Here is a 25,525-nt window from a genome sequence, read left to right as displayed (position 1 = left end):
TGGTTCCTCTCCGTCTAGGTTTGCGCCTCGCGAGGAGAAAACATGGGGTGAAAGCACTGCTCGGACTTATGTGCCATTTCGGATTGGGCACGCCGCCGCCATATCTCGGAGCCTAGAACGCCGCACCCCGGGCTCGTGGCGATACGAGCAGTCCCTCACTGGTGGCCATGCCCGGGGGCCGCGACGGCGTGTTCGGCGGCTCGGCTGACCCGCTCCCAGCCCGCCCAGGTGTCCATTCGCCGGCGGGAGATGTCGAACGCCAGGTCGTACACCATGCTCCCGAGCAGGAGTCGCAGCGGCGGGTCGTCGCTGTCGACCAGTTGCAGCAGCGCCTCGGCGGCGAGCCGGGGTTCGCTGTCGATCGAGCCTTCCGCCCACTGTCGCTCCAGTTCGGCGCGCAGCGGCGCGTAGGTCTCCATCGGCGTGGTGGCGGTCATGCTCGTGTACAGGTCGGTCCAGTATCCGCCCGGCTGCACGATGCTGAGCTTGATGTCGAAGGCCGCCGCCTCCATCGCCAGGGCCTCACTCATGCCTTCCAGGGCGAACTTGCTCGCGCTGTAGATGCCGGTGCTCGGAAAGCCACCGAGCGCGGCGATGCTGGAGACCTGCACGATGTGGCCGGACCGTTGGGCGCGCAGGTGCGGCAGCACGGCCTGGCTGACCCACAGCGCGCCGAATAAATTGACCTCGAACTGGGCTCGCGCCTCAGCCTCGGTGAACTCCTCGATCATGCCCATGGACAGGGTGCCGGCGTTGTTGACGACGATGTCGAGCCGACCGAAGTGCTCGACGGCGGTGTTCACGGCGGCGATGACCGCCGTCCGGTCGGTCACGTCGAGGGTCAGGGCCAGCAGCCGGTCGGCGTGCTTCTCGTCGAAGTCGTCCTTTGTGATGGTCCGGGCGGCGGCGACCACCCGGTCACCACGGTCGAGCGCGGCGTCGGCGAACGCGCGGCCGAGGCCACGGCTGGCGCCGGTGATGAGCCAGGTACGCGGGGCGGCGTCGGATGAGGTGCGCATGGTAAATCTCCGCTTCGGTTGATACGAGACGAGACGGTCCGTCTCGATTGCCGAGAAGAATAGGTTCCTTCAGCGATGGCGTCAAGACGAGACGGTCCGTCTCGTTGCTGGTATCGTCGGGCCCCATGACGCCCAACACGACTCGCCGCCGAGAGACCTCGCGACGCGCCATCCTCACCGCCGCCTTCGAGCTGCTCCAAGAGGTCGGCTACGGGAAGCTCAGCATCGAGGGCATCGCCGCGCGCGCCGGCGTCGGCAAACAGACCATCTACCGGTGGTGGCCGTCGAAGGGCGCGGTCATCTTCGACGCCTTCCTCATGCTCAGCGAGGCCACCGAGGGCGGGCCGCCGACCCTGCCGGACACCGGCGACCTGGCTGCGGACCTGACCCTGGTGCTGCGCGCCACGGTCGAGGAGATGAACGATCCCCGGTACGAGCAACCGATGCGCGCGTTGGCCACCGAGATCGCGCTCGACCCCGAGCTGGCGGCGGCGTACGCCGAACGGTTGGACGGGCCGTTGAAGGAGGCCAAGCGGCAGCGCCTGCGCAGCGCCCAGCGGGCGGGCCAGATCGCCGAGGACGTCGACCTCGACGTCGCGGTGGACATGATCTGGGGGCCTATCCTCAACCGGTGGCTGCACCGCAGCGGGACGCTCACCGCCGAGTACGCCGACCTCGTCGTCACCACCGCCCTCAACGGACTGCGACCCCGCCGATCCGGCGCGTGACCAGCCCTGCCAGCCCCGATCGTGTGGTGCTACGGGATGAGGACGGTGCCGGCGGCGGACACTCTCACCGGTTCACCGGCTCCGGTGCCGCAGGCGGTGGCCTGGTGCCCACGGCACCGGCGATCAGAAGCACTGCCGCCGGCAGGAACGCGCCGCCTATGCCCAGCCCAAGCAGTAGACCCCATCCGCCGATGACCAACGCGGCCACCACGTCGACGACCCCACCCAGCCGACCGATCCGCTGTGCCAGGACCGGCAGTGTCGCGGCGACGACAGGAACACCGAGTAGGTAGCTGGCCGCGGGGCCGGAGTCGTCCACGGTGTAGGGCGTCAGCGCGGCGGCCACCAGCACGGTGATCGCCAGGGCTGACCATCGAACGACCCGACGAGCGTCGGCCGGCTTGCGGACCAGGACCATGACACCGACGAGCAGTACCGCTGCGATTGCGCTGACGGTCGCGAGATAGACCATCGTTCCTCCTCGACGGCACGTGGCCACTCAGCGAACACGACGACTCGCCGTCTCTGCCGCATTTCGCACTGAACGCGGACTACCACCGCTGTTCCGCATTCCACGGTACGGACGTCGGGCTCGATGCACGAGGTTCGACGTCCAACTCAGAGGACATTGGGACAGCGATACCAGCATCCGCTGACCACGCGCACCGGCGCCGTCGCTACGCGGAGCACGACTCACCGTTGGCCCAGGGTGGCGCGCTGCGGTCATGACTCGCATCCTGGGGGCCCAGTCACCATCAGCGCGTCGTGCTGAGTCCCGGGCCGCGGCCGACGCCGTTGTTGCGCTGCCGCGAGATGGTGCGGCAACATCAGGCGCCGTGACGGCACCAGGCACGGACCCCGAGAACGACACCCCGGCCGGCAACAGCGGCACGCAGCGGTCGAATCGGCGGGTCAGACACTGGTTGGCCGGTGCCGGGGTCACCGCCCTGGCCGCCGTCCTCGGCATCACCCTCGCCGTCCGCGGCGGCGCCACCCCGGCCTGCGCCGCGCCACCGACGGGCAACACCGTCCACAAGGGAAAGGCCAGCTTCTACGACGCGGGCCGCTCGGGCGGCACCTGCTCCTTCCCGAGCCCTCCGGCGGACCGGCTCTACGTGGCCCTCGGCAAGGTCGAGTACGCCAAGGCGGCGGCCTGCGGCAGTTACCTGGACGTGAGCGGCCCGAAGGGCACGGTCCGGGTCCTGGTCATGGACCAGTGCGGCGGGTGCACACCCGGCAAGATCGACCTCTCCGACGAGGCATTCGCCCGGATCGCCGACCGGGCGCAGGGCATAGTGCCCGTGACGTACCGGGCGGTGGTGAACCCGCCCCTCGACGGAGGGCTCACCTTCCGGATCAAGGGTGGCGCCTCGCAGTGGTGGTTCGCCGTGCAGGTCGGCAACCACGGCACCCCACTCCGCTCGGTCGAGGCGAAGGGGCCCGGTGGCGGCTTCCGCAAGGCGGCTCGCCAGAACGACAACTACTGGACCGTCGAGGGCGGGCTCGGCCCCGGGCCCTACAGCATCAGGGTCACCGACGTGTACGGGCGCCAGGCAACCGCCACCACCATCCGGATGGTCGCGAAGCAGATCCAACGCACCACGGCCTCCCTCGCCAGTCCCGACGCCGCCCGTACGCCCAGCAGTTCACCCTCGGCCCCGCCCGCCCCCGCCGCTGCGCCCTCGCCGACCCCGGCGGAGTCGATCGCACCGACGACGACAGTCGAAGCCCTCGCCGGCGCCGCCCCGCTCGACGCCCGCTGCTGACCCAGCCCTCCCGCGATCAGGGACAGGACGCGCTCCGCAACGCAGCAGGTGGCTCGACGCCGCCGTCTTCCTTGCCAGCCTGGACCGCCAGGGCAAGGGCCAACGTCGCGTCCACGACGGTGAGTGACGCCATGGCAACCGCTCCCGTTCGGGCCCGACGGTTGCCGTCCGGGCGGTTGGCCTCCGCCGCGTAGCAACCGGTCAACACGAGATTCAACGCAGCCCGCGCCGCCATCCACGGCCAACGGGGACGACCACACAGGACGCCAGTACCGACGACGAGATCAGTCAGGCCGACCGCTCCGGCCAGCACCGGGCGGTCACCCAACCCGAGGGCTGCCGCACTGCGTCGCGGCCTGGCCGTCAAGACCACACCGAAGCCAAGCGTCACGAGACCCACCACGTTCGCCAGCTTGTCCGTTCGCCGTCGAGTCATGCGCCAGATCCTCGCAGGGCGAATTGACGACTGGCCCGGAAGAGAGAAGGGACACCCCTCAAGACCCGTTGACATGTGTTTCAGTCCAGTGACAGCGTTGTCATCGACTCATTTCTTCCATATGAGACGAGGGGCGCATCTTGCTCTATCGGAGTTCACGCCGCCGCGGCGCGGCAACAGCCGCCGCGACCGGCATTCTCATCGCGGGGCTGATACTCGCTCCATCCGCGCCGGCCCAGGCCAGCCACAACAAGGCGCAGGACGAAGCCGTCCGGTCGGGCGACGCACGTTTCGAGGTGCTGTCCCCGACCCTGATCCGCACCGAGTACCAGAAGGACGGCACGTTCACCGACGCCGCCACGTTCAACGCCATCGGGCGCGATGATTTCCCCCGTACGCGTTTCACGAAGCACGTCGACCACGGCTGGCTCACCATCGACACCGGCGCGATGACGTTGCGTTACCAGGTCGGCTCGGGCGCGTTCACCGCCGACAACCTCACCGTCCAGCTCAAGGCCGGCAAGCAGACCGTGCAGGGCCAGCCCTGGGCCGGCCACACCGCCCCGGCCTGCGCGTTCGGCGCGCTCTGCGAGGCCGAATCGCTGCAGTTGAACGGCCCTGGCGTGGCCACCGACCACCGGGGATTCACCGGACGCGGCTTCGCGGCCGGTTTCGCCTCGTCCGGCGACTCGGTCACGTTCGCGCTCGACGCTCCCGAGGGCGGCACGAAGCAGCTCGCCGTCCGCTACGCCAACAGCACCGGCGGCGACGGCCAGAACGTGGACCGCACCCTGACGGTTCAGGTCGACGGTGACGCCGGCCGCACGCTGACGCTGCCGCCCACCGCGAACTGGGACACCTGGGGCCTGGCCACCGTGCCGGTCGACCTCACCGCGGGCCGGCACGAGATCGGCGTCGTGCGGGGTCCCAACGACTCCGGCAACGTGAACGTCGACAGCCTCGCGGTGGTCAACCCGGGTGATTCGTTCCCGGCGCCGGCCACGCCCCAGCCGCAGCCCCTGCGGTTCGGCACGCTGGGAGAGGCCGAAACCGGCGCGCTGACCGGCGGTGCGAGGCCCGCGAACGACCACAACGGCGCTTCCGGTACGGGATTCCTGGCCGGCTTGGAAAGCACCACGTCCGCCGACGCGCTCACCGTGACGGATGTTCCGTCCGAGGGTGACTACCAGGTGCAGATCCGCTACGCCAACGGTCAGGCCGGCGCCCAGCCGAGCCAGGCACGTACCATGTCGGTCACCGCGGGAACGGCGGCGCCGGTCACGGCGACCCTTCCGCCGACCAGCGGCTGGGACTACTGGAACACCGTCTCCGTCCCGGTCCACCTCAACCACGGCACGAACACCGTGACGCTGGGTTGTCCCACGGATGCCAGCTGCAACGTCAATGTGGACACGGTCGCCGTCACGAGCAAGGACTCCCCGCTGCTCGCCCCACACGCGCCGCTCGGCGGCTACCGCCGGGGCCTGGACGGCGTGACCGGTTCCGCACTCACCGCTCCGGGCCTGCTCTACCAGGACGGCTGGTACCTGCTCGACGACTCGGCCTCGGCCCTGAGCAACACCAAGCCCCGGCCCGCCCCGGAGCAGGACGGCTACGTCTTCGCGTACGGGCAGGACTTCACCCGTGGGTTGAAGGACCTGTCGATCCTGACCGGGCCCACGAAGCTGCTGCCGAAGTGGGCGTACGGGGTGTGGTATTCCGAGTACTACGACCGCACCGCGACCGAGTTCCAGAACCTGGTGACCCGGGCCAAGGCCGAGGGTGTACCGATGGATGTGCTTGTCCTCGACACCGACGTCAAGGCACCGGACAGGTGGAACGGCTGGAGCATCGACCCCACCCGGATCCCCGACCCGAAGGCGTTCTTCGACTGGGCCAAGAAGCAGGGCCTGCACACCGGCATCAACATCCACCCGAGCATCCTCGGCTCGGACCCGAAGTTCGCGCAGGCGCAGGCCACCGCGAAGGGCAAGCTGCAGCGCGTCGGCTGCAACGGCGGTGCCGACTGCTACACGTTCGACTTCGGCGACCCGGACCAGCTCAAGGCGTACATGCAGCTCCACGACGGGATGATCCCGAAGGGCAGCAAGGGCCCGGACCTCTGGTGGTTGGACTGGTGCTGCGACAACACGAAGTCCTCGCTCGCCGGGGTGACTGCGGACGCATGGATCAACCAGCAGTACGCCGACAAGACCGGTTTCGCGTTCTCCCGGGCGTACGGCTCGTTGCAGGCCGGCGGCTACAGCAGCCCGACTCCGGTGTCGACCGGGCCGTGGGCCGACAAGCGCACCACGCTGCACTTCACCGGCGACACCACCTCCGACTGGCAGACCCTGCAGATGGAGGTCGGCTACACGCCGGGCGAGTCGGCCGCGACCGGACTGGCCGCGGTCAGCCACGACATCGGCGGGCACACGGGCGGCCTGCAGGAGCCGGGCAGCGAACCGGGCAGCACCAAACTGCCCGACGACCTCTACGCCCGTTGGGTCCAGTTCGGTACGTTCCAGCCGATCGACCGGCTGCACTCCAACCACAGCGACCGGCTGCCCTGGCAGTACGGTCCGGTGGCGAACGCGTCGGCCAAGAAGTTCCTGAACCTGCGGGAGAAGCTGCTGCCGTACACCTACGCCGCTGCCCAGGAGGCCACGCGCACGGGTACGCCCATCGTCCGCTCGATGTACCTGGCATACCCGAATGAGCAGGCCGCGTACGCCACCGCCGGTTCCGAGTACCTCTACGGCCCGGACTACCTGGTGGCGCCGGTGACGACGCCCGGCACCACCGCCACGACGTCGGTGTGGTTCCCGCCGGGCAACAGCTGGACCGACATCTTCACCGGGAAGACGTATCGGGGCGGCACCACGCAGAACATCACCACCACGCTGGACACCATGCCGGTGTTCAAGAAGCACTGAGACGGCATCCCATCACTGCCAGCCTTGCGGGGCCGGCATCCAGGGATCCGGACGCCGGCCGGGTGGGGCAACCCACCCGGCCGGTTCGTTGCCTGGGCCCGGTGAGCATCCTTCGCCCCAGCATGGAAACTCAGAGTCGAGGTGACCGGCGAGGCCGGCGGGCCAGGGACAACCACCCCAGAAACCTGGCGTGCATCGCCGGCGGATCCGGACGCAGCCCCAGGCCGTACACGTCGTCGATCGCCTCCTGCATCGACGCGGCCAGGTAGAACGCCAGGGCGATCGAATGGCCGTAGAACTCGGCCACGAGGTGAAGCTGAGCCGGGCCACACGGCCAGGGCGCGGCGCAGTTGCGGCACAGCCACGCCGGACGCATCGGCAGGTGCGGGCGAGGGCGGGCGGTCATCCGACCCGCACCGGAACCCGCTGGCGTTTGGCTGGCCTCGTCGGTTTGACGGGCAGGGCTTGCAAACGCACGCCCGCACGCATCACGTACAACTCGCGCCGCGCCACCGCATCGCCCGCCGCGTTCAGCTCGTAGCCTTCAATCCAGACCCACCCGTGGTACGTGTGCCGCTCGGGCAGCTCGCGGATGACGCGTACGAAGATCGGGCGCAGGAACTGCACGCTCGCGGCGGTGGTCAGGTAGACCACGTCGCCGGCCTTCATCTTCCCGATCACTACGACCCCCACCGGTACGCGAAAGCGCGGTCCGCGCCCGGACGCCGGAAGGGCGGAATGATCGTCCCGGGCGGCCACGGGTCGTAGGGGGCGATCGGCGCATCAGGGTTCGCGGGCGGCGGGCTTGCCGGTTTCGGCTTGGGGTTGGGGTTGGGGTTGGGGTTGGGCTTCTCGGGCTTGTCGTCGGGCACGGTCTCCCCCTGGTGCCGTTGGGAAGGGACCGCTCCCGTGAGTGCTCGCCCGTCGAGAGCGGTCCCGCTACGAACGCAACCGCCGGGTCTCGTGGTCCCTACCGGCCGCGCCGTCTGGTGACACTCTGATGTGGAGACCGTTACGCTCGAAAGGTGCTTCCGGCGTCCGGGCTGAGCTGGCCTAACAGGGTCCCGACGTGTGGCACCTCGGGTAATCGATCTTTGAGTTGAGGGGCGTTGTATGGCTGACGTGCCAGGTCCGTTATCGGCGTTCATCGTTGGCGAGATCCGCCGCGCCCGAGGGGCTTCCGGCATGACGCAAGAGTCGTTTGGCCGCGCTGCGGGCTTCAGTGCCTCGCACGTCAGCGCCGTAGAGGGCGGCACGCGAGCGCTGACAATTGACTTCATCAAAGGCGCTGATCGGTCGCTGAACAACGGCGGACTCTTCGAGCGCTTGGCGACGAAGTTCGGCGCTCCGTCGTGGTTCCTGCCCTGGCTGGACGCTGAGCGCGGAGCAACACAGCTTCGCTACTTCGAGCCCAACCTGATCCCCGGCCTACTACAGGTGGAGCACTACGCCCGCACCGTCCTGCGAACAGTCGAAAGCCTCACCGACGACGAGGTTGAGCAGCGCGTGCAGGGGCGCATGAGCCGGCAAACGATCCTGACCGGGGAGCGCCGGCCACAGTTCGTCGCCGTGCTGGACGAAGCCGCGATACGGCGCACGGGTGATGGTCTAGGCGGGATCATGGCCCAACAGGTCGCCCACCTGGTCGCGATGGCCGAGCTTCCGCACGTTCACGTCCACGTCATTCCGATCGCCAGTGGCCTGCACATCGGGCTGTCCGGGCCGTTCGCGCTGGCTCGGTCCAGCGAGGGCGTGTGGGTTGGACACCTCGAAAACCAGCTTGGCGGGGACGTCATCGACAAGGACGATGAGGTAGCTACGCTTCAGGCAAGGTGGGAGAGCGTCCGAAACGAGGCGCTACCACGCCGGCAGTCCATCGACCTGCTGAAGGAAGTTGAGAGCCATCATGGACCTCAGTAACGCCCGGTGGCGCAAGTCCACCCGCAGCGGCGCGAGCGGCGGGAACTGCGTCGAGGTCGCTGACAACCTGCCTGGCGTCATCGGCGTCCGGGACAGCAAGGACCCCGCCGGCCCGGCACTAACCTTCGGTCCGGCGGCGTGGCGGGCGTTCGTCGCTCAGGTCGCCGAGCGGCCGTAACCGACGCCAGACGCGCGAAATCGCCCGGGAGCGCCGGCCCCAGTTCGTCGCCGTGCTGACGAAGCCGCGATACGGCGTACGGGTGATGGTCTCGGCGGGATCATGGCCCGACAGGTCGCCCACCTGGTCGCGATGGCCGAGCTTCCGCACGTTCACGTCCATGTCATTCCGATCGCCAGTGGCCTGCACACCGGGCTGTCCGGACCGTTCGCGCTGGCACGTTCCAGCGACGGCGTGTGGGTCGGACATCTCGAAAACCAGCTTGGGGACGACGACGATGAGGTAGCTACGCTTCAGGCGAGGTGGGCGCGTGGCCCGCGGCCGTGGTGGGATGTGGCCGGCGTTGCCGGCAGAGGGGCCGCCCGGGCTACACGCGCCGCATCCCACCACGGCCTCCGCGCGTGCCGCGCAGCGTCAAGCGCCGCTTGACGCGTCTTCCGGCGAACGATGCTCGCTAGCGGAAAGCAGGACCGACGAAGCGAGTTCAGGTTGAGGACACGCCTTCTGCTTCTTCAGGTAATCGGGGAGAATGGTGCACTTATCAGTAATGGCATCCTCAAGCTGACTATTTGTGAGTCCCTTCACTTCACTGAGATCGACGCCTCGAAGGTCGGTCTCACACAGTGTCGCATCCTTCAAGTTGGATCCGCGTAGAACGGCACCCCGGAGATCTGAACCATTCAGCAGGGATCCCCGTAGGTCGACCCAGCGAATCAGTGCGCCCCGCAAATCCGAGTCAGCTAGGTGAGATACCGGTAGATGCGCGCCGCTCAGATTTGCCGCGCGTAAGTCACATTCCGACAGGACCACGCCCTTGATTGCCTTAGCCTGAACGAAGTCGGCCCCCCGGAGGTTGGACCCTTCGAAGTGCAGACCGTCAACCCGTCCTTGCAAGAGGGCAGCGCCCGCCAAGTTCGTGGCCTTCAGAACTATCCAGGGCGACTCGAAGCGCTTTGGCCTCTTGTTAAGTGCCGTCAACGCTGTTTGCACGTCAATGGGCAGCGGCTCCCCCACCCATACAAGCTCGCTCTCATAGCCCTCGCTGACTTCCAGGTCGCCGTCGGAAGCGCGGCTCGTGCCGATCGGCCGCGACTGGCGCACGAAGGCGGCGAGCAGATCAACGACAGCTCGATGGTCTCGCGGCGAGTCCTTCATCAGCCTTGCCAACGCATAAATCGCCCCGATCCGCTCTGCCGGACTTTCTGAGACCAGTTGGGTTGCCGCCTTGGTGTACCGGTCGGCAACCTGTCCTGACTTAGTAAGCAGGTACGTACGAGCCGTGAATATGATGGTTGCCAACCCGCCGAAAGCAAGGGCGATTTGCAGCAGGGTGCTACGTGCGGAAGTAACCGCCTGCGCCTTCTTCTCAGGTTCCTGAATCGCATCAATAAGAGCAGCGTCAAACCAGAAAGGACCGCGCCAAATTACTAACGTGACGGCAGATGCCCCGATAAGCAGGAGTAGGCTGACGACTAGCCGCCTGAGCCAGACCGGCATAGCGTAGCGCAGTTTCTCACGAGGCCTATGCGTCTGCACCGAGACAAATTCAGTCGCCGCGCTCGCCCACCTGGGCATCGAAGGCACGCCTTGCTCCCTCCGCCTGCTGACCCCGACAGGCTATAGCCCACAGGGCTGCCTGAGCAGCCCGGGAAAGCGACAGGGTTGACTAGGTTACGACAGGTGCGGGCGACCTCTCGGCTCAAGCGGGCGCGAGACGACAACACCAGCGCCGAGGGCTAAGGAGGCGACGGTGGCCAGAGCGCTCCGAGCTGTCGAGCGTCTGACGGCCTCAGTGATCAGAGTCCGCACGAACATGACGTCACCCCAAGTCATGTCGGCCTCAACGCCCCGCTCGTGGCGGCACTCGCGCTCGGCATGGCGAAAGGGTGTGGCCAGGGACGAGGTCGAACCCCCGACCTTCCGATTTCAGTCAGAGCCACTGTCGCCGTTGGTGTGACAGGTCGGCGTGGTGGCGTCTGCCGGGGTGGCTGTCGGGGTCGGTGTGCACCGTGGCGCTCGTCAGTCGGGGGATGGCGTGGGTGAGTTGGTGTTCAGCGTCGGCGGCGATCTCATGCGCAGCGATAAGGCTGAGCTGAGCGTCCACGACGAGTTCGGCTTCGGCGTGAAGGCGGTGGCCGATCCAGCGCATCCGCACCGCGGTCACGTCCTGGACGCCATGGATGGTGCGAAGCGTCGTCTCGGCCTGGTCGACGATGGCCGGGTCGACGGCGTCCATGAGGCGTCGGTACACCTCGCGGGCGGCGTCCTTGAGTACGAAGGTGATGGCGACGGCGATGGCCAGGCCGACTACCGGGTCGGCCCAGTGCCAACCGAGGGCGGCGCCGCCAGCGGCGGCGAGGACAGCGAGTGAGGTGTAGCCATCGGTGCGGGCGTGCAAGCCGTCGGCGACCAGGGCGGCGGAGCCGATGCGCCGGCCCACACGGATGCGGTAGCGGGCCACCAACTCGTTGCCGATGAACCCGACAAGGCCGGCGGCGGCTACCCAGGGCAGGTGAGTCACCTCGGCCGGGTGCAGTAGCCGTGTACCGGCGGTCCAGGCGGCGGCGACGGCGGAGGCGGCGATGACGACGACGATGACGATGCCGGCGATGTCTTCGGCGCGGCCGTAGCCGTAGGTGTAGGCGCGGGTCGCGGCCCGGCGACCGAGCACGAAGGCGATCCCCAGTGGTACGGCGGTCAGAGCGTCGGCGACGTTGTGCAGGGTGTCACCGAGGAGAGCGACCGAGCCGGACAGCACGACGATGACCGCCTGGGCGATAGCCGTGATCCCGAGGCCGACCAGCGAGATCCACAGGGCGCGTAGCCCTTCACGGGAGGACTCAAGGGCGGGGTCGATCTTCGCCCGCGAGTCGTGCGTGTGCGGCATCAACACGTGGCGCAGCCGATGCCACCAGGAGGCGAGGCGACCGCCGTCGGGATGGTGGTCGTGGTCGTGTCCGCGCGACCCGTCAGGCCCGTGGTCGCGTCCGTGCCTCTGGTCGTCCACCGGTTCCCCCTACCCCGTTCGGCACGGACGATCCGGGCCGTCCACCGATGGCGATAATATGTGCTCATGTACGCACGCGACAATGTTGCAGATGCCAGTGACCTGCAACAACGCCCACCTGCCGATAACCAGGTGGAGGCAGCTACGCAGATGTTGCGGATGCTGGGCGACGGAACGAGGCTGCGGTTGATGTGGATGCTCGTCGGCGGCGAGCACGACGTGACAGCGCTGGTGGCCGCGCTGGGAGTGGCGCGGCCGGCGGTGTCGCAGCACCTGGGCAAGCTGCGGTTGGCCGGGCTGGTGACGATGCGACGGGAGGGCCGTCGCGCTGTCTATGGCGTCCGAGGTGGGCACGTCCGTCGGCTGGTGACCGAGGTCATGCACGCCGCGTCGCATCGGGTGACCGGCTTACCGGAGCACGACTGAACGTGAGCGGAGACGGCTAGTCGACGGGCTTTGAGCGCGGGTCGGCGAACCAATCGTGGGTGAACTGCCGGACGGCGTCGACGTCGACCGTGTCGCAGGCAGCGGTGCCGTACGCGTGAACCGCCTTGACCGCCTCTGTTTGACCGGGCGCGGGACCGCCGACGACGCGACCGGCGGTGGGGTCGGTGACGAAAGCACGCAGTTGGGCGAGCTGATCGGCGGGCAGATCCGGTCGATAGTTGACGATCACAAAGCCGTCGCCGATGACGTGCCCGAACGAGGTGGCCGGCACGGTCTCGCCAGGCTCGAAGAAGTCCTTCATGGGGTGGGAACTGCCGAACGGGAACGTTTCCGTACGGTTGCGAACCTCGCAGCTGCCCTGCTCCTGAGCGCCGGCCTGCACCGGTCGCAGTGCCTCGCCGCCGGAGGTGACGGCCAGCACCGCCGCTGCGACCACGCCGGCCGCGACGAGCACGCCGTGGGACAGGCGCACATCGCGCACGCGGGGAATGTAGTGGCGCAGCACGTCACCGATCATGAACATGGCCACGACGGCGATCAGTTGCCCGATCTCAACCCCCAGGTTGAAGGCCAGCACCCGAGGAATCAGCCCGTCCGAGGGCAGGCCCACGTCCTGCAACCGCGTGGCTAAACCAAGCCCGTGAACGAGGCCGAAGGCGAGCACGACCCCGCCGAACCAGGTCCAACTCTTTGGCCTACCCCGTAGTCCGACCACACCGACGAAGACCAGACTCAGCGCGACCACGATGTCGACCAGGATCGGGTTGACGTGCCAGTCGGCGACCGTCGCGGTGAACAGCGTGACGCTGTGCCCGAGCGCGAACAGGGAAATCAACTTGGCTGCCCGCCGGATCTCACCGGCAAGGAGCAGGATGCCGCCGACGAAGAGCAGGTGATCCCAACCGGCGAGCATGTGCTTTGTGCCCAGCCACACGAATCCGCCGACGGTTTCGCTTGATCCGCCGACACCGTGAGCCCAGGCTGCCCCTGGAAGCGCCAGCATCGTGGCCGTCACCGCAGCACTCACGATCGCGCCTCGTCGCGCCGCAGCAAGCATTCGCCCCGTCCTCTCCTCGATCACGCAAGCCTGAGCCTGCCGCGTCGTCTGGTAGTCGCTGGGCCGTGTCGCTTAGTTCCCGAGCGGGCGTCAGGACATGGGAAAGTCCAGGAGGCCGGCGACGAGGCCGAGGGCAGCGCTGACCGCCAGGACACGCAGGACTGACCATCGGAGGCCGAAGACCAGGGCAACCGCAATTACGGCGATGGCGAGCGGCACCGGTCGCCAACTCCCGAGATCGGGCAGCTCCAGGTGCAGAGGGCCGGTTGCCACGAGGTGCTGCCGGGCGAAGAGAGTATGCGCGGCGAAGTAGAGGCCCAGGTTGGCGATGACGCCCACTACTGCGGCCGTAATCCCTGTCAGCGCGGCGGACAACGCGTGGTTACCTCGCAGGCGTTCGACGTAGGGCGCGCCGAGCAGGACGAACAGGAAACATGGAACGAACGTCACCCAGGTCGTCAACAGCGACCCAACCACGCCGGCAACCCACGGGTCGAGACCACCCGGGTTGTGGTACGCCCCCAGAAAAGCGACGAACTGCACAACCATGATCAGCGGACCCGGCGTGGACTCGGCCAGCGCCAGCCCCCGAACCATGTCCCCCGCGCTCAACCAGCCGTAGTCCTCCACTGCCCGTTGGGCAACGAAGGCGAGCACCGCATACGCGCCACCGAAGGTCACCACCGCCGTCCCGGAGAAGAACAGACCCTGCTGCGTGTAGACGCTGTCGCCGCCGGTGAACGCAACCACCGCAGCTACCGGAACGAACCAGGCCAGCAGCCCGACGGCCAGCACCGTGGCAGCGCGGCGACCGGTAGGTCGACCGTGATGCAGGGCGTCATCAGAGATCAGCGGGGCCGGAGCATCCTCCCCCGCATCGCGGTGACCGGCGGTGGTGAGGTGCGCCGGATGCCACCGATGGACCGCCCAGCCGGCCACCGCAGCCAGAGCGACGACAACCGGGAACGGCACTCCGAAGACCGCCAGGGCAACGAACGCGACAACAGCGAAGCCCAACAGGACCCGGTTGTTCAGAGCGCCGGATCCGACGCGCCACACCGCCTGGACAACAATCGCCACCACCGCTGGCGCCAGCCCAGCAAACAGGGCCTTCACGATCTGCGTATCGCCGAAGCCCACGTACAGCCCTGACAGCGCCAGCAAGGCAACAACGCCTGGCAGCACGAACAGCGTCCCGGCGATCAACCCGCCCCGTAGACCGTTGAGCAGCCACCCCACGTAGATGGCGAGCTGCTGCGCCTCAGGACCGGGCAGCAACATGCAGTAGTTCAAGGCATGTAGGAAACGACGCTGCCCGATCCACCGACGCTCATCGACCAGGTGCCGTTGCATCACCGCGATCTGCCCAGCCGGACCACCGAACGTCTGCAGAGAGATGAGGAACCAAGCACGGACGGCCCGGCCTAACGGCACCACGTCACGCACTGGCACCGCCAGATCCGCATCCGACAGACGCACCGAAGCGTCGCTTGCACCTTTAACCTCGGCCATCCCGGCAGTATCCATGGATGCCCATCTGATCGGTAGGGAATGCAGGGCGCGGAAGAAGCCGGGCCTCTTGAGCAGCCTCCGCCCATCAGGCCGGTGGGCCGCCCATGCTGGGACGTCCGGTCGTCGCTGCAATCTCACCGAGGTCAGGGCGTGCCCAGGGGGGCGTCAGAGGCCGACCACTGACGACCGATGACACCAATATGTAGCCGGAAACGACCACCAGGTCACAGCCTTGATCAAGACGGTGACCTGGTGGGCGACGGACGAGTCGACCTGTACGCCGGATTCTGATGGTGACACCGCCCCTGAGCTGTGCGTATGCCCCCGCTCCCCCACGTCAGGCCGTCTCGGGGCCGTCAGCAGGGCTGGGTCGGAACAGTCGATCGATGGCGTTGCGGGTGCGTTCCTCGCTGGCCGGCATGAGGTGCGTGTATACCCGGAGGGTGAAGCCGGGGTCGGAGTGGCCGAGGTAGGAGGCGAGGGCCTTGATGCTCTCCCCGGCGTCGAGCAGCGCCGAGGCGTAGAAGTGCCGCAGCGCGTGCATGCCGGTCGACCTGGACGGCACGATGCCGGCCGCCGTGACGGCCGGTCGCCACGCTTTGGCGTCGAACCAGCAACGGTTGATCGGCTTGCGCCGGGTGGTGGTCAGGATCAGGCTGGCGGTGACCTGCTCCGCGCTGGTGGGGTCCTCCCAAGGGAGGGTGATGGTCAGCGGCGGGTGATCTTTCATGTGCTGCCGGAGGGCATCAGCGACTGATCCGGGTAGCGGTATGCGCCGGTCCCGATTGTTCTTGGGCAGACCGAACACGAGTCGGTGACGAACCAGCTTGACCTGACGTTGGACATGCAGCCAGCCGGCGTTAAGGTCGATGTCGTCGACGGCCAGGCCGAAGACCTCACCCTGTCTCATCCCACAGCCGGCCCCGAGATCGACGACGGCACGGTAGCGCTCAGGCAGGCCGGCCCGGATGAGGGCGATGTCGTCGAGCTTCCACGGCACCACGCGACGCTCGACGGGGCGTGGTTGGCTGACCGACCGAGCTGTGCACGGGTTCTTTGGTATGCGCTCGTCATCGACGGCCGCCCCAAGGATGGTGCGCAGGTGGGCGAAGATCACGGACCGAGTCGACGGGGCCAGCTTGCCGACCATGCTGGCGTCCCATTCTCGGATGTGGCCTGGCTTGATAGAGGCGACCTGGCGTGTGCCGAAGTACGGCAGCAGATGCCGGCGTACCCGGATCTCGGTAGTCTCCCGGGTCGACTCGTCAAAGCTGCGAGTGCGGAGCCAGTTCTCGGCGTATTCGGCGAAGGTGATCCGGCCGGCCGCCGGGTCGACGTACGCGCCACGCAACTTGTCGGACTCGACCGAGACGAGGAACGCCTCCGCGTCTCGTTTGCCCCGGTCAGGGAAGGATTGGCTGCGCTCACGTCCGTCCGGGCCGATGTAGCGAACCCGGTAGCGCTTCCCGGTGCCATGCCGTTCGGTCCTCTCGCGCTTGGCTCGCCCATCCGACCCGGTGGTGGTCCGATACCAACGGTCCTCGACGTGGCCCATGCTCAGGCCACCCGGCTTCTGACCCAGGCGCGGACCTCTGCCGGGTCGTAGCGCAGGTGCCGGCCGATGCGAGCGGCCGGCGGGCCGTACTTCACCTTCCGCCAGCGGTAGAGGGTTTCCACCGGCACTCGCAGGAAGGCGGCAACGTCGTCGACGGACCAGAGTTCGTCGACCAAATTTCGCGCGGTCACGGTCATCCTTTCGTGTCATCAGGCGGCGACCGGCACGGTGCCGGCGGGGGTGGTGCCGAGTTCGTGGGCGAGTTCTTCGCGGCCGGTGGCGTGTCGCTCGCGGGCGAGGGCGGCGGCGGTGTTGGCGAGGAGGGCGTCTCCGGTGGTGTGCCAGCCGACGCCGGCGAAGGTGAGGGTGCCGACGATGAGTGGGGTGGTGTCGTCGAGGTGGTCGACGGCCCGAAGTGTTGTGGGTTGCTCGTCGGCCTGGTGCTCGTGCTCGTGGCGTCGGAAGGCGACGCGGGTGTCGCGTAGGAGTTGGAAGGTGACGGAGTAGCGGCGGGCTTTGGTGAGGAAGTGGCCGCCGTAGCCGAGCATGTGTGCCCATCGGCGCAGCCGGGCGTAGGGGTTGGTCGTCGCCGGTTTCGTGGGTTCGGCGTCAAGGCTGGCTTGACGGTCAGCGACGCAGGTGGGGCAGGCGGCGTAGCGGGTGTGGTTGCCGCAGTCAGTGCACGTCCAGCGGTCGACGAAGCCGGGTGTAGGCCGTGGGTCGCGGGGCCGCTGCGACAGTGGGGCGGGTGTGCCGGTGGGTCGGCCAATGCGCCAGCAGGCGTCGATGAGGCGGGCGGTGTGGTCGCCGTCAGGGTCGGCGTAGTCGCCGATCGAATCGGCGTCGAGCCTGACGGAGCGGTGCCCGGTTACCTCGGTGCTTTTGGTGGCGTACTTGGCAAGGTAGCCGGCGACCAGGCTGTCGGTGACCTGTCCCGCGCCGCTGGTGGTTATCGGCTCTAGGTCGAGCTGCTCGCCCCAGGTGATCGACCAGCCGCCGGCCCGGTCGGGGTGCGGTGGGGTGGTGAAGGCGATTTGTGCGGCGGCGTGGCGCAGCGCGTCGGCCAGGTCGTCGACGGTGAAGCAAGCCGGTGGGGGGACGATGGCGTCGGGGTCGGCGGGGTTGATGCCGTCGAGGCGGGCGATGGCGTGGAAGTGGACTGCCGCGCGGGCTTGAAGTTCGGCGACCTTCCCGGGTGAGAGTCGGACCGGGGCGACTTTGCGGGTGTTGCCGGAGGCGGTGACTACCTCAACGGAGGGGATGCCGCGTTGCCGGGCGAGGTGGGCGAGGTGGCGTTCCGCGGCTTGCTTGGTGCGGTGCCACAGCTTGCCGGAGAACAGGTTCCACACGACCTGGTGGTCGTGGTCGTAGCAGTCCAGGCACAACGGCCGCCCGATCACCATGTCGCCGGACTCGTGACGTGCCCAGCAGACGGCGGGTCGGCCGTGGGCGCAGATGCCGGCGGTGGGGTCGGTGGCGCGGCGGGCGTGGCACGGTTCGGCGCGGCAGTCGCAGCGCTTGCGGTTGCCGCAGGTGTGCCGGTTGACCTTTCGGGCGTGCACGGTGCCGAAGGACGGGGCGGTGAAGGTGGCGAAGACCGCTGGGTGTGCGGCGACGGTTTCGGGGATGCCTTTGCCGCCGACGAGGCCGGCACGTAGGAGTTGGTACGCGTCGCGTTGGTAGGTCTGCGCGCAGGCGGGACAGACAGCCGCGCGGCGGTTGCCGCAGGCCTTGTAGATCGCGGCGTCGGGCATGTGGTCGGTGTGTCGGGCGTCGAGGAGTCGGCCGGTGGTGGGTTCGACGGTGAGGAGCTGCCCAGCCAGCCGGATGGGGCGGGTGCAGGCGGCGGCGGCGCGGACGTGTTCGAGCCAGCCGAAGTAGTCGGGTTGCTGGGCGCGGGTGAACGCGGAGCCGGCGGCGGTGTAGCCGACGTGGGGGGCGATGGTGTCGGCGTTCGAGCCCACACCCCGGGCCGAAGCGCGGGGTGTGAGGTCCAGCGTCGAATCCATCAGCCGACGACCTCGTGGTGTCGGTTGGTGATGGTGTGTTGGGTGACGATGATGCGGCAGGCGCCGCACTGGCGGTCGGCCGGTTCGTGCCGGTGACACGCGATGGTGGCGATGGTGTCGCCGCAGCGGATCGTGACCGGGTTCCGGCAGGGACCACCGGGGATGACGTCAATGACGGTGCGTCGGGTGTCGTAAATGTGTGGCTCGGCGAAGGCCGGGCAGGTGTGGAAGGTGTAGTCGATGTCGACGACGTGGATGGTCATCGGGCACCACCGACGGGGGTGCCGTTGACGGCCGGGGTGTGGCCGTTGATGGAGTGCAGCAGTTCCCGGGCAACTGCCGGGGTGACCGACAGCAAGGCTGCGAGTTCATCGGCGGTGATCGGCCGGCCGTGGCTCTGCTCGTGCTGGCGGATGGCGAACCGGGCCGTGGGCAGCAGGTGCGCGGGGACCTCCGGCCGTGCGGCCGGGATCGGGGTGAGCGCGGGTACGGCGATGACGGCGGCCGTGTCGATGGCCGGTGGTGTGGTGTCCGGCGTGGCAGCCGGGATGGGTTCGGTGGTCTGCTCGGTCTTGGTCGCGAGGGTGCGAGCGGCGGTGAGCAGGGCGGCGGCTTCGGCTTCGATGGCGGCGAAGTCGGGGCGGATTCGTCCGGCGACGAGTTCGACGCCGATGACGAGGACGACGACCAGGGCGAAGATCAGGCGTAGGCCGAGGCTGCCGGGTGAGGCGAAGTTGATGGTGGCCGACAGCATCGCGGCGCAGGCGAACACGACCAGGGCTCCGCGCTTGGCGTCCTTAGCGATGCCGGAAGTGCGGACGACGGTCAGCATCGACACCATCGCGGCGTCGAAGATCAGCGGGACCAGGTAGGCGAAGTAGCCGGCGTTCTGGGTCCACAGGTAGTGGGCCTGGTGCAGGTAGCTGGTCAGCAAAGCACCGAGGAGAATGAAACGGTTGTACCGCTTGATGGAGCTGATCGCCTTGAGCATGGTCGGCACCGCGTTGCGGGCGTACTCGGCGGCGAACTGCTCGGTGGCGGCAGCGGGGTCAGTGGTGGCCATGGGGAGTCACCTCCGGTGCCGGGATGGCGTCGAGGGGGATGAGGTCGACCACGCCGGAGCAGTGGGCGCACATGATGGGGGCCAGCCCTTGGGCGGCGAGCTGGTCGCGGAAGCAGGGCAGGCAGGCGAAGTCGGCCGGGAACAGTCCGTCGCCCTCGCAGAGGGCGCAGGCACCGAGGCAGACGGGGCAGGGCTTGTAGACCGGGCCGAGGATGTCGTGGATGCCGGCGGGCGAGCTGCCCTCGATGCACCACAGGCAGGGGTCAGACAGGTGGAAGCTCACGACGGGTTCCCTTCGTGGCAGTCGAGGCATTCGCCGTAGCGGCGGGGGATGTAGTAGGGCTTGACCTGGCCGCAGACGCGGCAGGTCCTGCGGGCACGAAGCGCCTTGGCGATGGCCTCCCGCTGAGCGGGCGTGGCAGTGCGCTTCGGCGCGGCCATGTCGAGGCGGTAGAGGTAGGCGACCCGACGCTGTTTGCGGTGCCGCCAATAGATCTGCGCGATGGGGTCCTGGCCGTTGGGGCGAAGGCCGGCGGCGCGGAGCTGCCGCACGGTGGCCAGCCCGGAAGGTGCGGCGTGGTAGGGGAAGGTGGGGAACCCGTAGCGGGTGCCGAGCGGGTCGTAGAACTCGACCCGGATGCCGGTGCGCTCGGCCATGTTGTCGAGGTCGACGCTGCGCAGGCCGGTCATGGCTTGTCACCGCCCCAGCGCTGCTGGGCGGCCTGCTTGGAGATACCGAGCCGGGAACCGATCTCCGACCAGGAGTAGCCGAACGCACGAAGGCCGATCACGGCCTCACCGATGGCGTCGTCAATGACGGATGAAAGGGCGACCATGTCGCGTAGTGCTTCCACATCGCCGGTGGCGACGCGGCGACCGTGAGCGCGGATGATCCGGCGGCCGAACGCGGCGAACTCGTCGTTCTCGACTACCGTGCGGCGCTTCTGCCGGGGCACACGTGGCGTCAAGGGCTTCTTGACGGTGCTCATCAGTTCTCGCCTCCCTCGTTGTGGAGGGAATCCCACCGGTCAGCGGCGGCGGTGAGGACGTTGATGACGTCGTCGGCGGTGCGGCCGGGCTTGTCGTTCCACCCGAACAGTCGGGAGGTGCAACCCAAGTCGAGGAAGTCCCGCAGGACGCCCAAGGCGGCACGGAAGTCGGGCCGCTCGGGCCGGTCGACACCAAACGGGAAATCGGTGGCAGTGCCGTAGGCAGCCATGGCGACAGCGCCAGTGACGCAGGCCCGGGGGGTGAGGGCGTCGAAGACGATCGTGTAGTAGTCGCCCTGGGTCCAGCCGTGCCGACGCAGGTAGAGGGCGGCCATCCGCAGCAGATCGGCCGGTGTGACCGGTGCTGCGGTGGGTCGGTTGTGGGTAGCCTTCATGGCATCCACGTCCTTTCGAAAAGGGCTTGGTCGGAGGTCGGCAGGACCAGCTCTGCTGCCAGGCGAAACCTGGTCCTGTCGGCCGATCAGTAAGTGCGCAGCCGCAGGTAGCGGCGGTGGCGGGTGTCGTCGCCGCCCATGAGGCGCGGGGCGGAGACGTAGACGAGTCGCCCGGTCTGGGCGGCGGCGTGGAGCATCGCGGCCAGGTCCTCGGGGGAGCCCACGATCCACATCTCGGTGAATTGCGCAGCGCGTTGGTTGTTGGCCTTGGCGAAGGTGCGCTCGCGGGTGGTCATGCCGCCGTCTCCCACTCGATGGGGTTGACCGCCGGGGTGCTGGTGCCGCTGGTGGGGCGGCGGGTCCAGGCGGCGTAGTCGGCGATGTTGTAGATGTCGGTGTCGGTGAGGTAGGCGGCCTTGATGCGGCGGGGAACGCCGCCTTCGGCCAGGAGGTAGGCCGCGCCCTGGTTGGTTGGGGAGATGTCGGAGGCGGTGTAGCCCTGCTCGGCCCAGCCTTGGCCGAGGATGATGTTGGAACTGTTCAGCGAGGTGCACCGGAATGCGGCCCGGTAGCCGAACAGGTCCCGCAGGCTGGCGGGGATGATGTCCCACGACGGCCGCTGCGTTGCGGCGACCACGGGCATGCCGCAGGCGCGACCGAGGGAGACGAGCCCTCGCAGCAGGGTGGAGAACTCCTCCTGCTGTGCCTTGGTGCCGAGCACCGTGGAAAACATGGCGAGTTCGTCGATGACGGTGAGGATGACCGACATGCCGTCATCGGGGCCGAGCTTGCGGCGCCGGTTGGCAAGCAGCCAGGTGTAGCGGTTGGTCGCCACGGTCAGCAGGCGACGCAACACCGAGATGCCCTGATCGATGTCAGGGCCGATGAACGCATCAGCGAGATCGCGCCAGGGGCCGAGTTCGACGAGCTTGGCGTCGAACAGCACCAGGCGGGTGTTGTCACACAGAATGCCGTGGCCACAGATGTTGTTGACCAGGCCGGACTTACCGCCGCCGGGCTCACCAGCGGCGAGCAGGTTGTGATAGACGACGTCGAGGTAGACGGGCTGGCCGAACTCATCGATCCCGATGAACACCGGGTCGAACATCGACAGGCCAGCACCCACCGGAACCGCATCGGCGGTGGTGGGAATCGTGGTGGTCATGACTGCCCTCCTGGGCGTTGTGGGCGCGAGGAGCCACACGAACGAGCCGCCATGGCTCCTCGCGTCCGGGTTGGGTTAGGTCAGATCCAGTCGGAGGTGTCGTCGTCCGGCACGGACGACGAGGAAGCCGCGGGCTTGCTGCCGTTGGCCGTGGTGGCCGGCTTCTTCGCCGGCTTGCCCTGGGTCGGGAGGGTGATCGTCGGAGCGTCGACGTCCGGCAGGTCCAGGGCGGTGGGGACCGTCAGCGGCGATGCCGAGACAGGCGCGGCCAGGTCGATGACATCGACCAGCGGGGAACCGACGTGAGCGGTCAGCACCTCACGGCGCTTGATGTCGAACCGCAGGTAAGCGGCGTTGTTCTCCGAAGCGCGCTCGATGAGCACGGTGGAGGCGTGACAGGTGACCGCGATCTTGTCGAGGCGGCCTTCCAGGTCCTTGGCGGACAGGCCGGGGCGTAGGTAGACCCAGACTCGTTCGCCGACCGGGGTGGGTTTGGCCCAGAGGATCAGCGGCAGGCTGCCGGACTGGTTGGCGATGATGAACTGCGCGAAGCACACGCGCAGCCGGTGGCGCACCACAATGCACCATCCCCAGGCTTTGACCTGGCGACGTACCGCCGGGATGGCGGCGGGGACGCCGACGACCAGGGCGACCACGAGCAGGGTCACCAGGGTCGGGGTGTGGTTGGCGAGTTGCACCCACGCGGTGAGCAGCACGACCGCGAGGAGCGTTTCGAGGCTCCACCACCACAGCAGCCGGATAACCGGCCACACGCGGACGAGCAGCCAGGCGAGAGCACCGGTCGGAACACCGATCAGGGCACCGACGATCAAGGACACGATCGGGTGCCAGTAGGAAGCGGCCACCACGGCCGACAGAAGGCCGACGATGACCGCCGTGAGGATGAACGCCATCTTGGCGTTACGCGCGGAGGAACGGTGAACCTTGGCCTCGATGACCGTCACCGTTCCGGTTGACCTGCCGCCGAAGCGGCGGGGGCTAGACTTGGACACGACGAGTCCTCCCAATGCCAGTTGGGTTGGATGAGTGGGCGGCACCGGGGTCGGCAGACGTAGGAGTCAGTACCGACCCCGGGCCATTTCTTGGGGTTGTCACCACTGCCAGGTGGCGACCGGACCGGGAGATGTAGGAGTCAGGAACACTCCCGGAACCGCATTGAGGTGGGGGTTCAGCGGACCATCAGGCCGCTTTCGGTGGCCACGGACACCAGTGGCTCACACAGCACAGCGGTGCGAGGGACCTACTTGGCCGGAGAACCAGTCTTCGGCTTCAGCGAGACCGCCCGGAACGCGACGCCGTTGCGCCCGTTGGTCGCCCACGGAATGGCCTCCAACTGCTCGACAGCCAGGAAGTCGCCCACCTTCACGCTCGGCTTCTCTCCCGCCGTGGTGATGGTGATGACCTCCCCGCCGTTCTCGTCGAGCACGAAGACCTGGGTAGACCACATGAGCCGGCCCGTGTTCTTCTCGGACTTCTGATTGCCGTTCTGGTCGTTCTTCGGCTCCGGGTCCTTCGACGCCGTCACCTGCTTGCTCGTGGTGTCCACGTACAGCTTCACAACAGACCTCCTGTGTCTGAGCGCGTCCCCAGTGGACGACTGCTCCCTTGCGGCTTGTCGCTCGCACTTCAAGAAGACATCGACATAGGTGACGCCGGAACGCCTTTGCATGGACGCTTGGGACGTTTATAGTGATGGAAACGTCCCCATCGCGAGGAGCGACGATGGCAAACGATCGTCTGCGAGATGCGCTTGACCGGTCTCGGGTTTCGCCAGCCGAACTAGCGCTTCTCACTGAGTGCGACGTCAAAACCGTGAGCCGTTGGCTCGCTGGCAGGGTTCCGCATCCTCGCACCCGCTTCAAGATCGCCAAGCGGTTGAAGGAGGACGAGGACTACCTGTGGCCGGGAGCGCACAGAGCCGCCGACGACGTATCGGACTCAGCCGGGATGGTGCAGTTCTATCCCACACGAGGAGCGGTGCCCCCGAACCTCTGGGACCGACTGCTCGACGCAGCGACAGCAGAGGTCGGCATCCTTGTGTACGTGGGAATGTTCCTCACCGAGAAACCCGACCTCCTGGACCGCTTGCACAAGAAGGCGACCACTGGCGCGAGGATACGCATACTGCTTGGCGACCGAGAAAGTAGTGCGGTCAAGCAGCGAAGTGTGGATGAGGGGATCGGACCGGAAACAATCTCGGCGAAAATCGACCAGGCGAACGCCTTCTTCGGCTCGCTCACGGGCGTGCCGAACATCGATGTGCGGAACCACTCGACAGTGCTCTACAACTCCGTCTATCGCTTCGACAACGACATGATCGTTAATCCTCACGTCTACGGTAAAACCGCACCTATGGCACCTGCGATGCACCTCCGCAAGACGGCAACGTACGGCCTCTTCAACACGTACGCGGACAGCTTCGAGGCAGTCTGGGGATCGACAACACCTGAAAGCAGGAGGCAGTAGATGCCCAAGACTGACTACCTAAACGACCCAACTGCGCCTCAGGCAAACTCCCTGGTGGTAGCCGTGACAGTCTTCGTTCAGAACGAACGAGGCCAGGTCCTGCTCATCAGGCGATCTGACAACAGCCTGTGGGCCTTACCCGGTGGGGCGCAGGACGTCGGGGAGTCGACCGCGCAAGCAGCTGTGCGCGAAGTCGAGGAGGAGACGGGCCTCCAGGTCGAACTGAGCGGGATTTCGGGCATCTACTCAGACCCTGCTCACGTCATCGCCTACGACGACGGCGAGGTCCGACAGGAGTTTTCGATCTGTCTACGAGCCCGGTTAGTCGGCGGTCGGCTCCGTACTAGCAGCGAGTCATCAGAGGTGGAGTGGGTTGACCCAGAGAGCCTCCAGACCCTTCCGATTCATCCGTCCATGCTTTTACGGATCAAGCACGGCTTGGAGAACAATGCGCCCTACCTGGGTTAGCCGGCGAACTCGCCAAGTCGGCTCATCGTTCTAGCAATAGCATCTGCCAAGTCTTGTTGGGCGCTGTCTATGAAGACCGTTACTAAGTCGCCCGGACCATACCGCTGTTTGATCTCGGCAACCCTACTCACGAAATCCGTCGGGCGTCCGTCAGGCGTTGTGGTGAGGTCACATCCACAACGCGTCTCTGACCGGCCCTTCTTCGTCCTGAAAGTCGGCCAGTTGTCCTTCCAAACCTCGGAGACGGGCCTCTCTCACGGCACAAGAGTGATGCGCGACGAGATGGACGAGGCGATCCGGCGCGTCTATGCCCCTCAGGTAGACCGCACCATCAAGGGGATGAAATCCAGTCATCGCCAGGTGAGGGGCGTAGCCGACATCATGCAGG

Annotated in this window: 30 protein-coding genes and 1 pseudogene; 9 read left to right on the top strand and 22 right to left on the bottom strand. The window is 67.5% G+C overall.

Going from position 1 to position 25,525, the window contains the following annotated elements:
* Positions 1-155: 155 nt before the first annotated feature.
* Positions 156-1,019 carry an SDR family oxidoreductase gene (locus ACQEUX_RS00155; RefSeq protein ID WP_433039498.1) on the bottom strand — a complete coding sequence of 288 codons (864 nt, stop codon included), beginning with the start codon at positions 1,017-1,019 and terminating at the stop codon, positions 156-158.
* A 125-nt stretch (positions 1,020-1,144) separates the two neighbouring features.
* On the opposite strand from ACQEUX_RS00155, the gene ACQEUX_RS00150 reads away from it, so the two are divergent.
* Complete coding sequence (locus ACQEUX_RS00150) at positions 1,145-1,747, top strand: TetR/AcrR family transcriptional regulator (RefSeq protein ID WP_433039496.1); 603 nt, start codon at positions 1,145-1,147, stop codon at positions 1,745-1,747.
* Positions 1,748-1,811: 64 nt separating this feature from the next.
* Here ACQEUX_RS00150 and ACQEUX_RS00145 read toward each other — a convergent pair whose 3' ends face one another.
* Positions 1,812-2,219, bottom strand: a complete 408-nt coding sequence (locus ACQEUX_RS00145; protein WP_433039494.1) for a hypothetical protein — start codon at positions 2,217-2,219, stop codon at positions 1,812-1,814.
* A gap of 364 nt (positions 2,220-2,583) precedes the next feature.
* Between ACQEUX_RS00145 and ACQEUX_RS00140 the strand changes: the two genes are divergently transcribed.
* A complete protein-coding gene (locus tag ACQEUX_RS00140) occupies positions 2,584-3,513 on the top strand; it encodes an expansin EXLX1 family cellulose-binding protein (protein ID WP_433039492.1) in 930 nt (309 codons plus the stop codon).
* Between the two features lie 16 nt (positions 3,514-3,529).
* Here ACQEUX_RS00140 and ACQEUX_RS00135 read toward each other — a convergent pair whose 3' ends face one another.
* Positions 3,530-3,916 (bottom strand): hypothetical protein, encoded by a 387-nt coding sequence (locus ACQEUX_RS00135; protein WP_433039490.1) that lies wholly within the window; start codon positions 3,914-3,916, stop codon positions 3,530-3,532.
* Positions 3,917-4,089: 173 nt separating this feature from the next.
* Here ACQEUX_RS00135 and ACQEUX_RS00130 point away from each other — a divergent pair, with 173 nt between their 5' ends.
* Positions 4,090-6,885 (top strand): TIM-barrel domain-containing protein, encoded by a 2,796-nt coding sequence (locus tag ACQEUX_RS00130; RefSeq protein WP_433039488.1) that lies wholly within the window; start codon positions 4,090-4,092, stop codon positions 6,883-6,885.
* 130 nt (positions 6,886-7,015) lie between these two features.
* Here ACQEUX_RS00130 and ACQEUX_RS00125 read toward each other — a convergent pair whose 3' ends face one another.
* Positions 7,016-7,192 (bottom strand): hypothetical protein, encoded by a 177-nt coding sequence (locus ACQEUX_RS00125; protein ID WP_433039486.1) that lies wholly within the window; start codon positions 7,190-7,192, stop codon positions 7,016-7,018.
* A gap of 95 nt (positions 7,193-7,287) precedes the next feature.
* The gene (locus tag ACQEUX_RS00120; protein WP_433039484.1) at positions 7,288-7,554 is read right to left on the bottom strand and encodes a hypothetical protein; all 267 of its coding nucleotides are present in this window, start codon (positions 7,552-7,554) and stop codon (positions 7,288-7,290) included.
* 444 nt (positions 7,555-7,998) lie between these two features.
* Between ACQEUX_RS00120 and ACQEUX_RS00115 the strand changes: the two genes are divergently transcribed.
* From ACQEUX_RS00115 to ACQEUX_RS00105, 3 genes and pseudogenes are all read left to right on the top strand, one after another.
* The gene (locus tag ACQEUX_RS00115; RefSeq protein WP_433039482.1) at positions 7,999-8,805 is read left to right on the top strand and encodes a helix-turn-helix domain-containing protein; all 807 of its coding nucleotides are present in this window, start codon (positions 7,999-8,001) and stop codon (positions 8,803-8,805) included.
* Positions 8,792-8,983 carry a DUF397 domain-containing protein gene (locus tag ACQEUX_RS00110; protein WP_433039480.1) on the top strand — a complete coding sequence of 64 codons (192 nt, stop codon included), beginning with the start codon at positions 8,792-8,794 and terminating at the stop codon, positions 8,981-8,983. The genes ACQEUX_RS00115 and ACQEUX_RS00110 overlap by 14 nt, the downstream gene beginning before the upstream one ends.
* A 31-nt stretch (positions 8,984-9,014) precedes the next feature.
* Positions 9,015-9,289: pseudogene (locus ACQEUX_RS00105) on the top strand (Scr1 family TA system antitoxin-like transcriptional regulator); the annotation flags it as partial.
* Between the two features lie 108 nt (positions 9,290-9,397).
* Here ACQEUX_RS00105 and ACQEUX_RS00100 read toward each other — a convergent pair.
* Together ACQEUX_RS00100 and ACQEUX_RS00095 are read right to left on the bottom strand one after the other, a co-directional pair.
* Complete coding sequence (locus ACQEUX_RS00100; RefSeq protein WP_433049457.1) at positions 9,398-10,558, bottom strand: pentapeptide repeat-containing protein; 1,161 nt, start codon at positions 10,556-10,558, stop codon at positions 9,398-9,400.
* Positions 10,559-10,913: 355 nt separating this feature from the next.
* Positions 10,914-11,990 carry a cation diffusion facilitator family transporter gene (locus ACQEUX_RS00095; RefSeq protein ID WP_433039478.1) on the bottom strand — a complete coding sequence of 359 codons (1,077 nt, stop codon included), beginning with the start codon at positions 11,988-11,990 and terminating at the stop codon, positions 10,914-10,916.
* 132 nt (positions 11,991-12,122) lie between these two features.
* Between ACQEUX_RS00095 and ACQEUX_RS00090 the strand changes: the two genes are divergently transcribed.
* Positions 12,123-12,416 carry an ArsR/SmtB family transcription factor gene (locus tag ACQEUX_RS00090; RefSeq protein WP_433039476.1) on the top strand — a complete coding sequence of 98 codons (294 nt, stop codon included), beginning with the start codon at positions 12,123-12,125 and terminating at the stop codon, positions 12,414-12,416.
* Between the two features lie 16 nt (positions 12,417-12,432).
* Here the strand turns inward: ACQEUX_RS00090 and ACQEUX_RS00085 are convergent, their stop codons facing one another.
* The 15 genes from ACQEUX_RS00085 to ACQEUX_RS00015 all read right to left on the bottom strand — a co-directional run bounded on the left by ACQEUX_RS00085 (position 12,433) and on the right by ACQEUX_RS00015 (position 23,761).
* Positions 12,433-13,371, bottom strand: coding sequence for a HupE/UreJ family protein (locus tag ACQEUX_RS00085; protein ID WP_433039474.1), 939 nt, complete (start codon positions 13,369-13,371; stop codon positions 12,433-12,435).
* Between the two features lie 213 nt (positions 13,372-13,584).
* Positions 13,585-15,006, bottom strand: a complete 1,422-nt coding sequence (chrA, locus tag ACQEUX_RS00080) for a chromate efflux transporter (RefSeq protein WP_433039472.1) — start codon at positions 15,004-15,006, stop codon at positions 13,585-13,587.
* Between the two features lie 337 nt (positions 15,007-15,343).
* A complete protein-coding gene (locus tag ACQEUX_RS00075) occupies positions 15,344-16,561 on the bottom strand; it encodes a tyrosine-type recombinase/integrase (RefSeq protein WP_433039470.1) in 1,218 nt (405 codons plus the stop codon).
* A 2-nt stretch (positions 16,562-16,563) separates the two neighbouring features.
* Complete coding sequence (locus ACQEUX_RS00070) at positions 16,564-16,758, bottom strand: helix-turn-helix transcriptional regulator (RefSeq protein ID WP_433039468.1); 195 nt, start codon at positions 16,756-16,758, stop codon at positions 16,564-16,566.
* 12 nt (positions 16,759-16,770) lie between these two features.
* A complete protein-coding gene (locus tag ACQEUX_RS00065) occupies positions 16,771-18,570 on the bottom strand; it encodes a replication initiator (RefSeq protein WP_433039466.1) in 1,800 nt (599 codons plus the stop codon).
* Positions 18,570-18,833, bottom strand: coding sequence for a hypothetical protein (locus ACQEUX_RS00060; protein ID WP_433039464.1), 264 nt, complete (start codon positions 18,831-18,833; stop codon positions 18,570-18,572). Before ACQEUX_RS00060 ends, ACQEUX_RS00065 begins: the two co-directional genes overlap by 1 nt.
* On the bottom strand, positions 18,830-19,633 hold the full coding sequence (locus ACQEUX_RS00055; RefSeq protein WP_433039462.1) for a DUF2637 domain-containing protein: 804 nt from the start codon (positions 19,631-19,633) through the stop codon (positions 18,830-18,832). Before ACQEUX_RS00055 ends, ACQEUX_RS00060 begins: the two co-directional genes overlap by 4 nt.
* Positions 19,620-19,916, bottom strand: a complete 297-nt coding sequence (locus tag ACQEUX_RS00050; protein WP_433039460.1) for a hypothetical protein — start codon at positions 19,914-19,916, stop codon at positions 19,620-19,622. Before ACQEUX_RS00050 ends, ACQEUX_RS00055 begins: the two co-directional genes overlap by 14 nt.
* Complete coding sequence (locus ACQEUX_RS00045) at positions 19,913-20,323, bottom strand: RRQRL motif-containing zinc-binding protein (RefSeq protein ID WP_433039459.1); 411 nt, start codon at positions 20,321-20,323, stop codon at positions 19,913-19,915. Before ACQEUX_RS00045 ends, ACQEUX_RS00050 begins: the two co-directional genes overlap by 4 nt.
* Positions 20,320-20,622: a hypothetical protein gene (locus ACQEUX_RS00040; RefSeq protein WP_433039457.1), complete on the bottom strand. Its 303-nt coding sequence runs from the start codon at positions 20,620-20,622 to the stop codon at positions 20,320-20,322. Before ACQEUX_RS00040 ends, ACQEUX_RS00045 begins: the two co-directional genes overlap by 4 nt.
* The gene (locus tag ACQEUX_RS00035; RefSeq protein ID WP_433039455.1) at positions 20,622-21,017 is read right to left on the bottom strand and encodes a DUF6197 family protein; all 396 of its coding nucleotides are present in this window, start codon (positions 21,015-21,017) and stop codon (positions 20,622-20,624) included. The genes ACQEUX_RS00040 and ACQEUX_RS00035 overlap by 1 nt, the downstream gene beginning before the upstream one ends.
* An 86-nt stretch (positions 21,018-21,103) precedes the next feature.
* Positions 21,104-21,313, bottom strand: coding sequence for a hypothetical protein (locus ACQEUX_RS00030; protein WP_433039453.1), 210 nt, complete (start codon positions 21,311-21,313; stop codon positions 21,104-21,106).
* Complete coding sequence (locus tag ACQEUX_RS00025; RefSeq protein ID WP_433039451.1) at positions 21,310-22,182, bottom strand: FtsK/SpoIIIE domain-containing protein; 873 nt, start codon at positions 22,180-22,182, stop codon at positions 21,310-21,312. Before ACQEUX_RS00025 ends, ACQEUX_RS00030 begins: the two co-directional genes overlap by 4 nt.
* An 80-nt stretch (positions 22,183-22,262) precedes the next feature.
* Complete coding sequence (locus ACQEUX_RS00020; RefSeq protein ID WP_433049454.1) at positions 22,263-23,147, bottom strand: hypothetical protein; 885 nt, start codon at positions 23,145-23,147, stop codon at positions 22,263-22,265.
* A gap of 296 nt (positions 23,148-23,443) precedes the next feature.
* Entirely contained in the window at positions 23,444-23,761 is a 318-nt protein-coding gene (locus ACQEUX_RS00015) for a hypothetical protein (protein WP_088951025.1), read from the bottom strand.
* A 164-nt stretch (positions 23,762-23,925) separates the two neighbouring features.
* On the opposite strand from ACQEUX_RS00015, the gene ACQEUX_RS00010 reads away from it, so the two are divergent.
* Together ACQEUX_RS00010 and ACQEUX_RS00005 are read left to right on the top strand one after the other, a co-directional pair.
* Positions 23,926-24,669 carry an XRE family transcriptional regulator gene (locus ACQEUX_RS00010; RefSeq protein ID WP_433039448.1) on the top strand — a complete coding sequence of 248 codons (744 nt, stop codon included), beginning with the start codon at positions 23,926-23,928 and terminating at the stop codon, positions 24,667-24,669.
* Entirely contained in the window at positions 24,670-25,137 is a 468-nt protein-coding gene (locus ACQEUX_RS00005; RefSeq protein ID WP_433039446.1) for an NUDIX hydrolase, read from the top strand.
* Positions 25,138-25,525 lie beyond the last annotated feature (388 nt).

The organism is Micromonospora sp. CA-259024 (assembly GCF_050936255.1).
Lineage (GTDB): Bacteria > Actinomycetota > Actinomycetes > Mycobacteriales > Micromonosporaceae > Micromonospora.
Note: the sequence above shows the minus strand (reverse complement) of the source record. Positions and strands in the feature narration are given on the sequence as shown.

What these genes read in the sequence shown, in the direction of transcription:
- ACQEUX_RS00155 (WP_433039498.1), bottom strand. Translation starts at nt 1,019, where the DNA reads ATGCGCACCTCATCCGACGCCGCCCCGCGTACCTGGCTCATCACCGGC.
- ACQEUX_RS00150 (WP_433039496.1), top strand. Translation starts at nt 1,145, where the DNA reads ATGACGCCCAACACGACTCGCCGCCGAGAGACCTCGCGACGCGCCATC.
- ACQEUX_RS00145 (WP_433039494.1), bottom strand. Translation starts at nt 2,219, where the DNA reads ATGGTCTATCTCGCGACCGTCAGCGCAATCGCAGCGGTACTGCTCGTC.
- ACQEUX_RS00120 (WP_433039484.1), bottom strand. Translation starts at nt 7,554, where the DNA reads ATGAAGGCCGGCGACGTGGTCTACCTGACCACCGCCGCGAGCGTGCAG.
- ACQEUX_RS00115 (WP_433039482.1), top strand. Translation starts at nt 7,999, where the DNA reads ATGGCTGACGTGCCAGGTCCGTTATCGGCGTTCATCGTTGGCGAGATC.
- ACQEUX_RS00110 (WP_433039480.1), top strand. Translation starts at nt 8,792, where the DNA reads ATGGACCTCAGTAACGCCCGGTGGCGCAAGTCCACCCGCAGCGGCGCG.
- ACQEUX_RS00100 (WP_433049457.1), bottom strand. Translation starts at nt 10,558, where the DNA reads ATGCCCAGGTGGGCGAGCGCGGCGACTGAATTTGTCTCGGTGCAGACG.
- chrA (WP_433039472.1), bottom strand. Translation starts at nt 15,006, where the DNA reads ATGGCCGAGGTTAAAGGTGCAAGCGACGCTTCGGTGCGTCTGTCGGAT.
- ACQEUX_RS00075 (WP_433039470.1), bottom strand. Translation starts at nt 16,561, where the DNA reads ATGGGCCACGTCGAGGACCGTTGGTATCGGACCACCACCGGGTCGGAT.
- ACQEUX_RS00070 (WP_433039468.1), bottom strand. Translation starts at nt 16,758, where the DNA reads ATGACCGTGACCGCGCGAAATTTGGTCGACGAACTCTGGTCCGTCGAC.
- ACQEUX_RS00065 (WP_433039466.1), bottom strand. Translation starts at nt 18,570, where the DNA reads ATGGATTCGACGCTGGACCTCACACCCCGCGCTTCGGCCCGGGGTGTG.
- ACQEUX_RS00060 (WP_433039464.1), bottom strand. Translation starts at nt 18,833, where the DNA reads ATGACCATCCACGTCGTCGACATCGACTACACCTTCCACACCTGCCCG.
- ACQEUX_RS00055 (WP_433039462.1), bottom strand. Translation starts at nt 19,633, where the DNA reads ATGGCCACCACTGACCCCGCTGCCGCCACCGAGCAGTTCGCCGCCGAG.
- ACQEUX_RS00045 (WP_433039459.1), bottom strand. Translation starts at nt 20,323, where the DNA reads ATGACCGGCCTGCGCAGCGTCGACCTCGACAACATGGCCGAGCGCACC.
- ACQEUX_RS00040 (WP_433039457.1), bottom strand. Translation starts at nt 20,622, where the DNA reads ATGAGCACCGTCAAGAAGCCCTTGACGCCACGTGTGCCCCGGCAGAAG.
- ACQEUX_RS00035 (WP_433039455.1), bottom strand. Translation starts at nt 21,017, where the DNA reads ATGAAGGCTACCCACAACCGACCCACCGCAGCACCGGTCACACCGGCC.
- ACQEUX_RS00030 (WP_433039453.1), bottom strand. Translation starts at nt 21,313, where the DNA reads ATGACCACCCGCGAGCGCACCTTCGCCAAGGCCAACAACCAACGCGCT.
- ACQEUX_RS00025 (WP_433039451.1), bottom strand. Translation starts at nt 22,182, where the DNA reads ATGACCACCACGATTCCCACCACCGCCGATGCGGTTCCGGTGGGTGCT.
- ACQEUX_RS00010 (WP_433039448.1), top strand. Translation starts at nt 23,926, where the DNA reads ATGGCAAACGATCGTCTGCGAGATGCGCTTGACCGGTCTCGGGTTTCG.
- ACQEUX_RS00005 (WP_433039446.1), top strand. Translation starts at nt 24,670, where the DNA reads ATGCCCAAGACTGACTACCTAAACGACCCAACTGCGCCTCAGGCAAAC.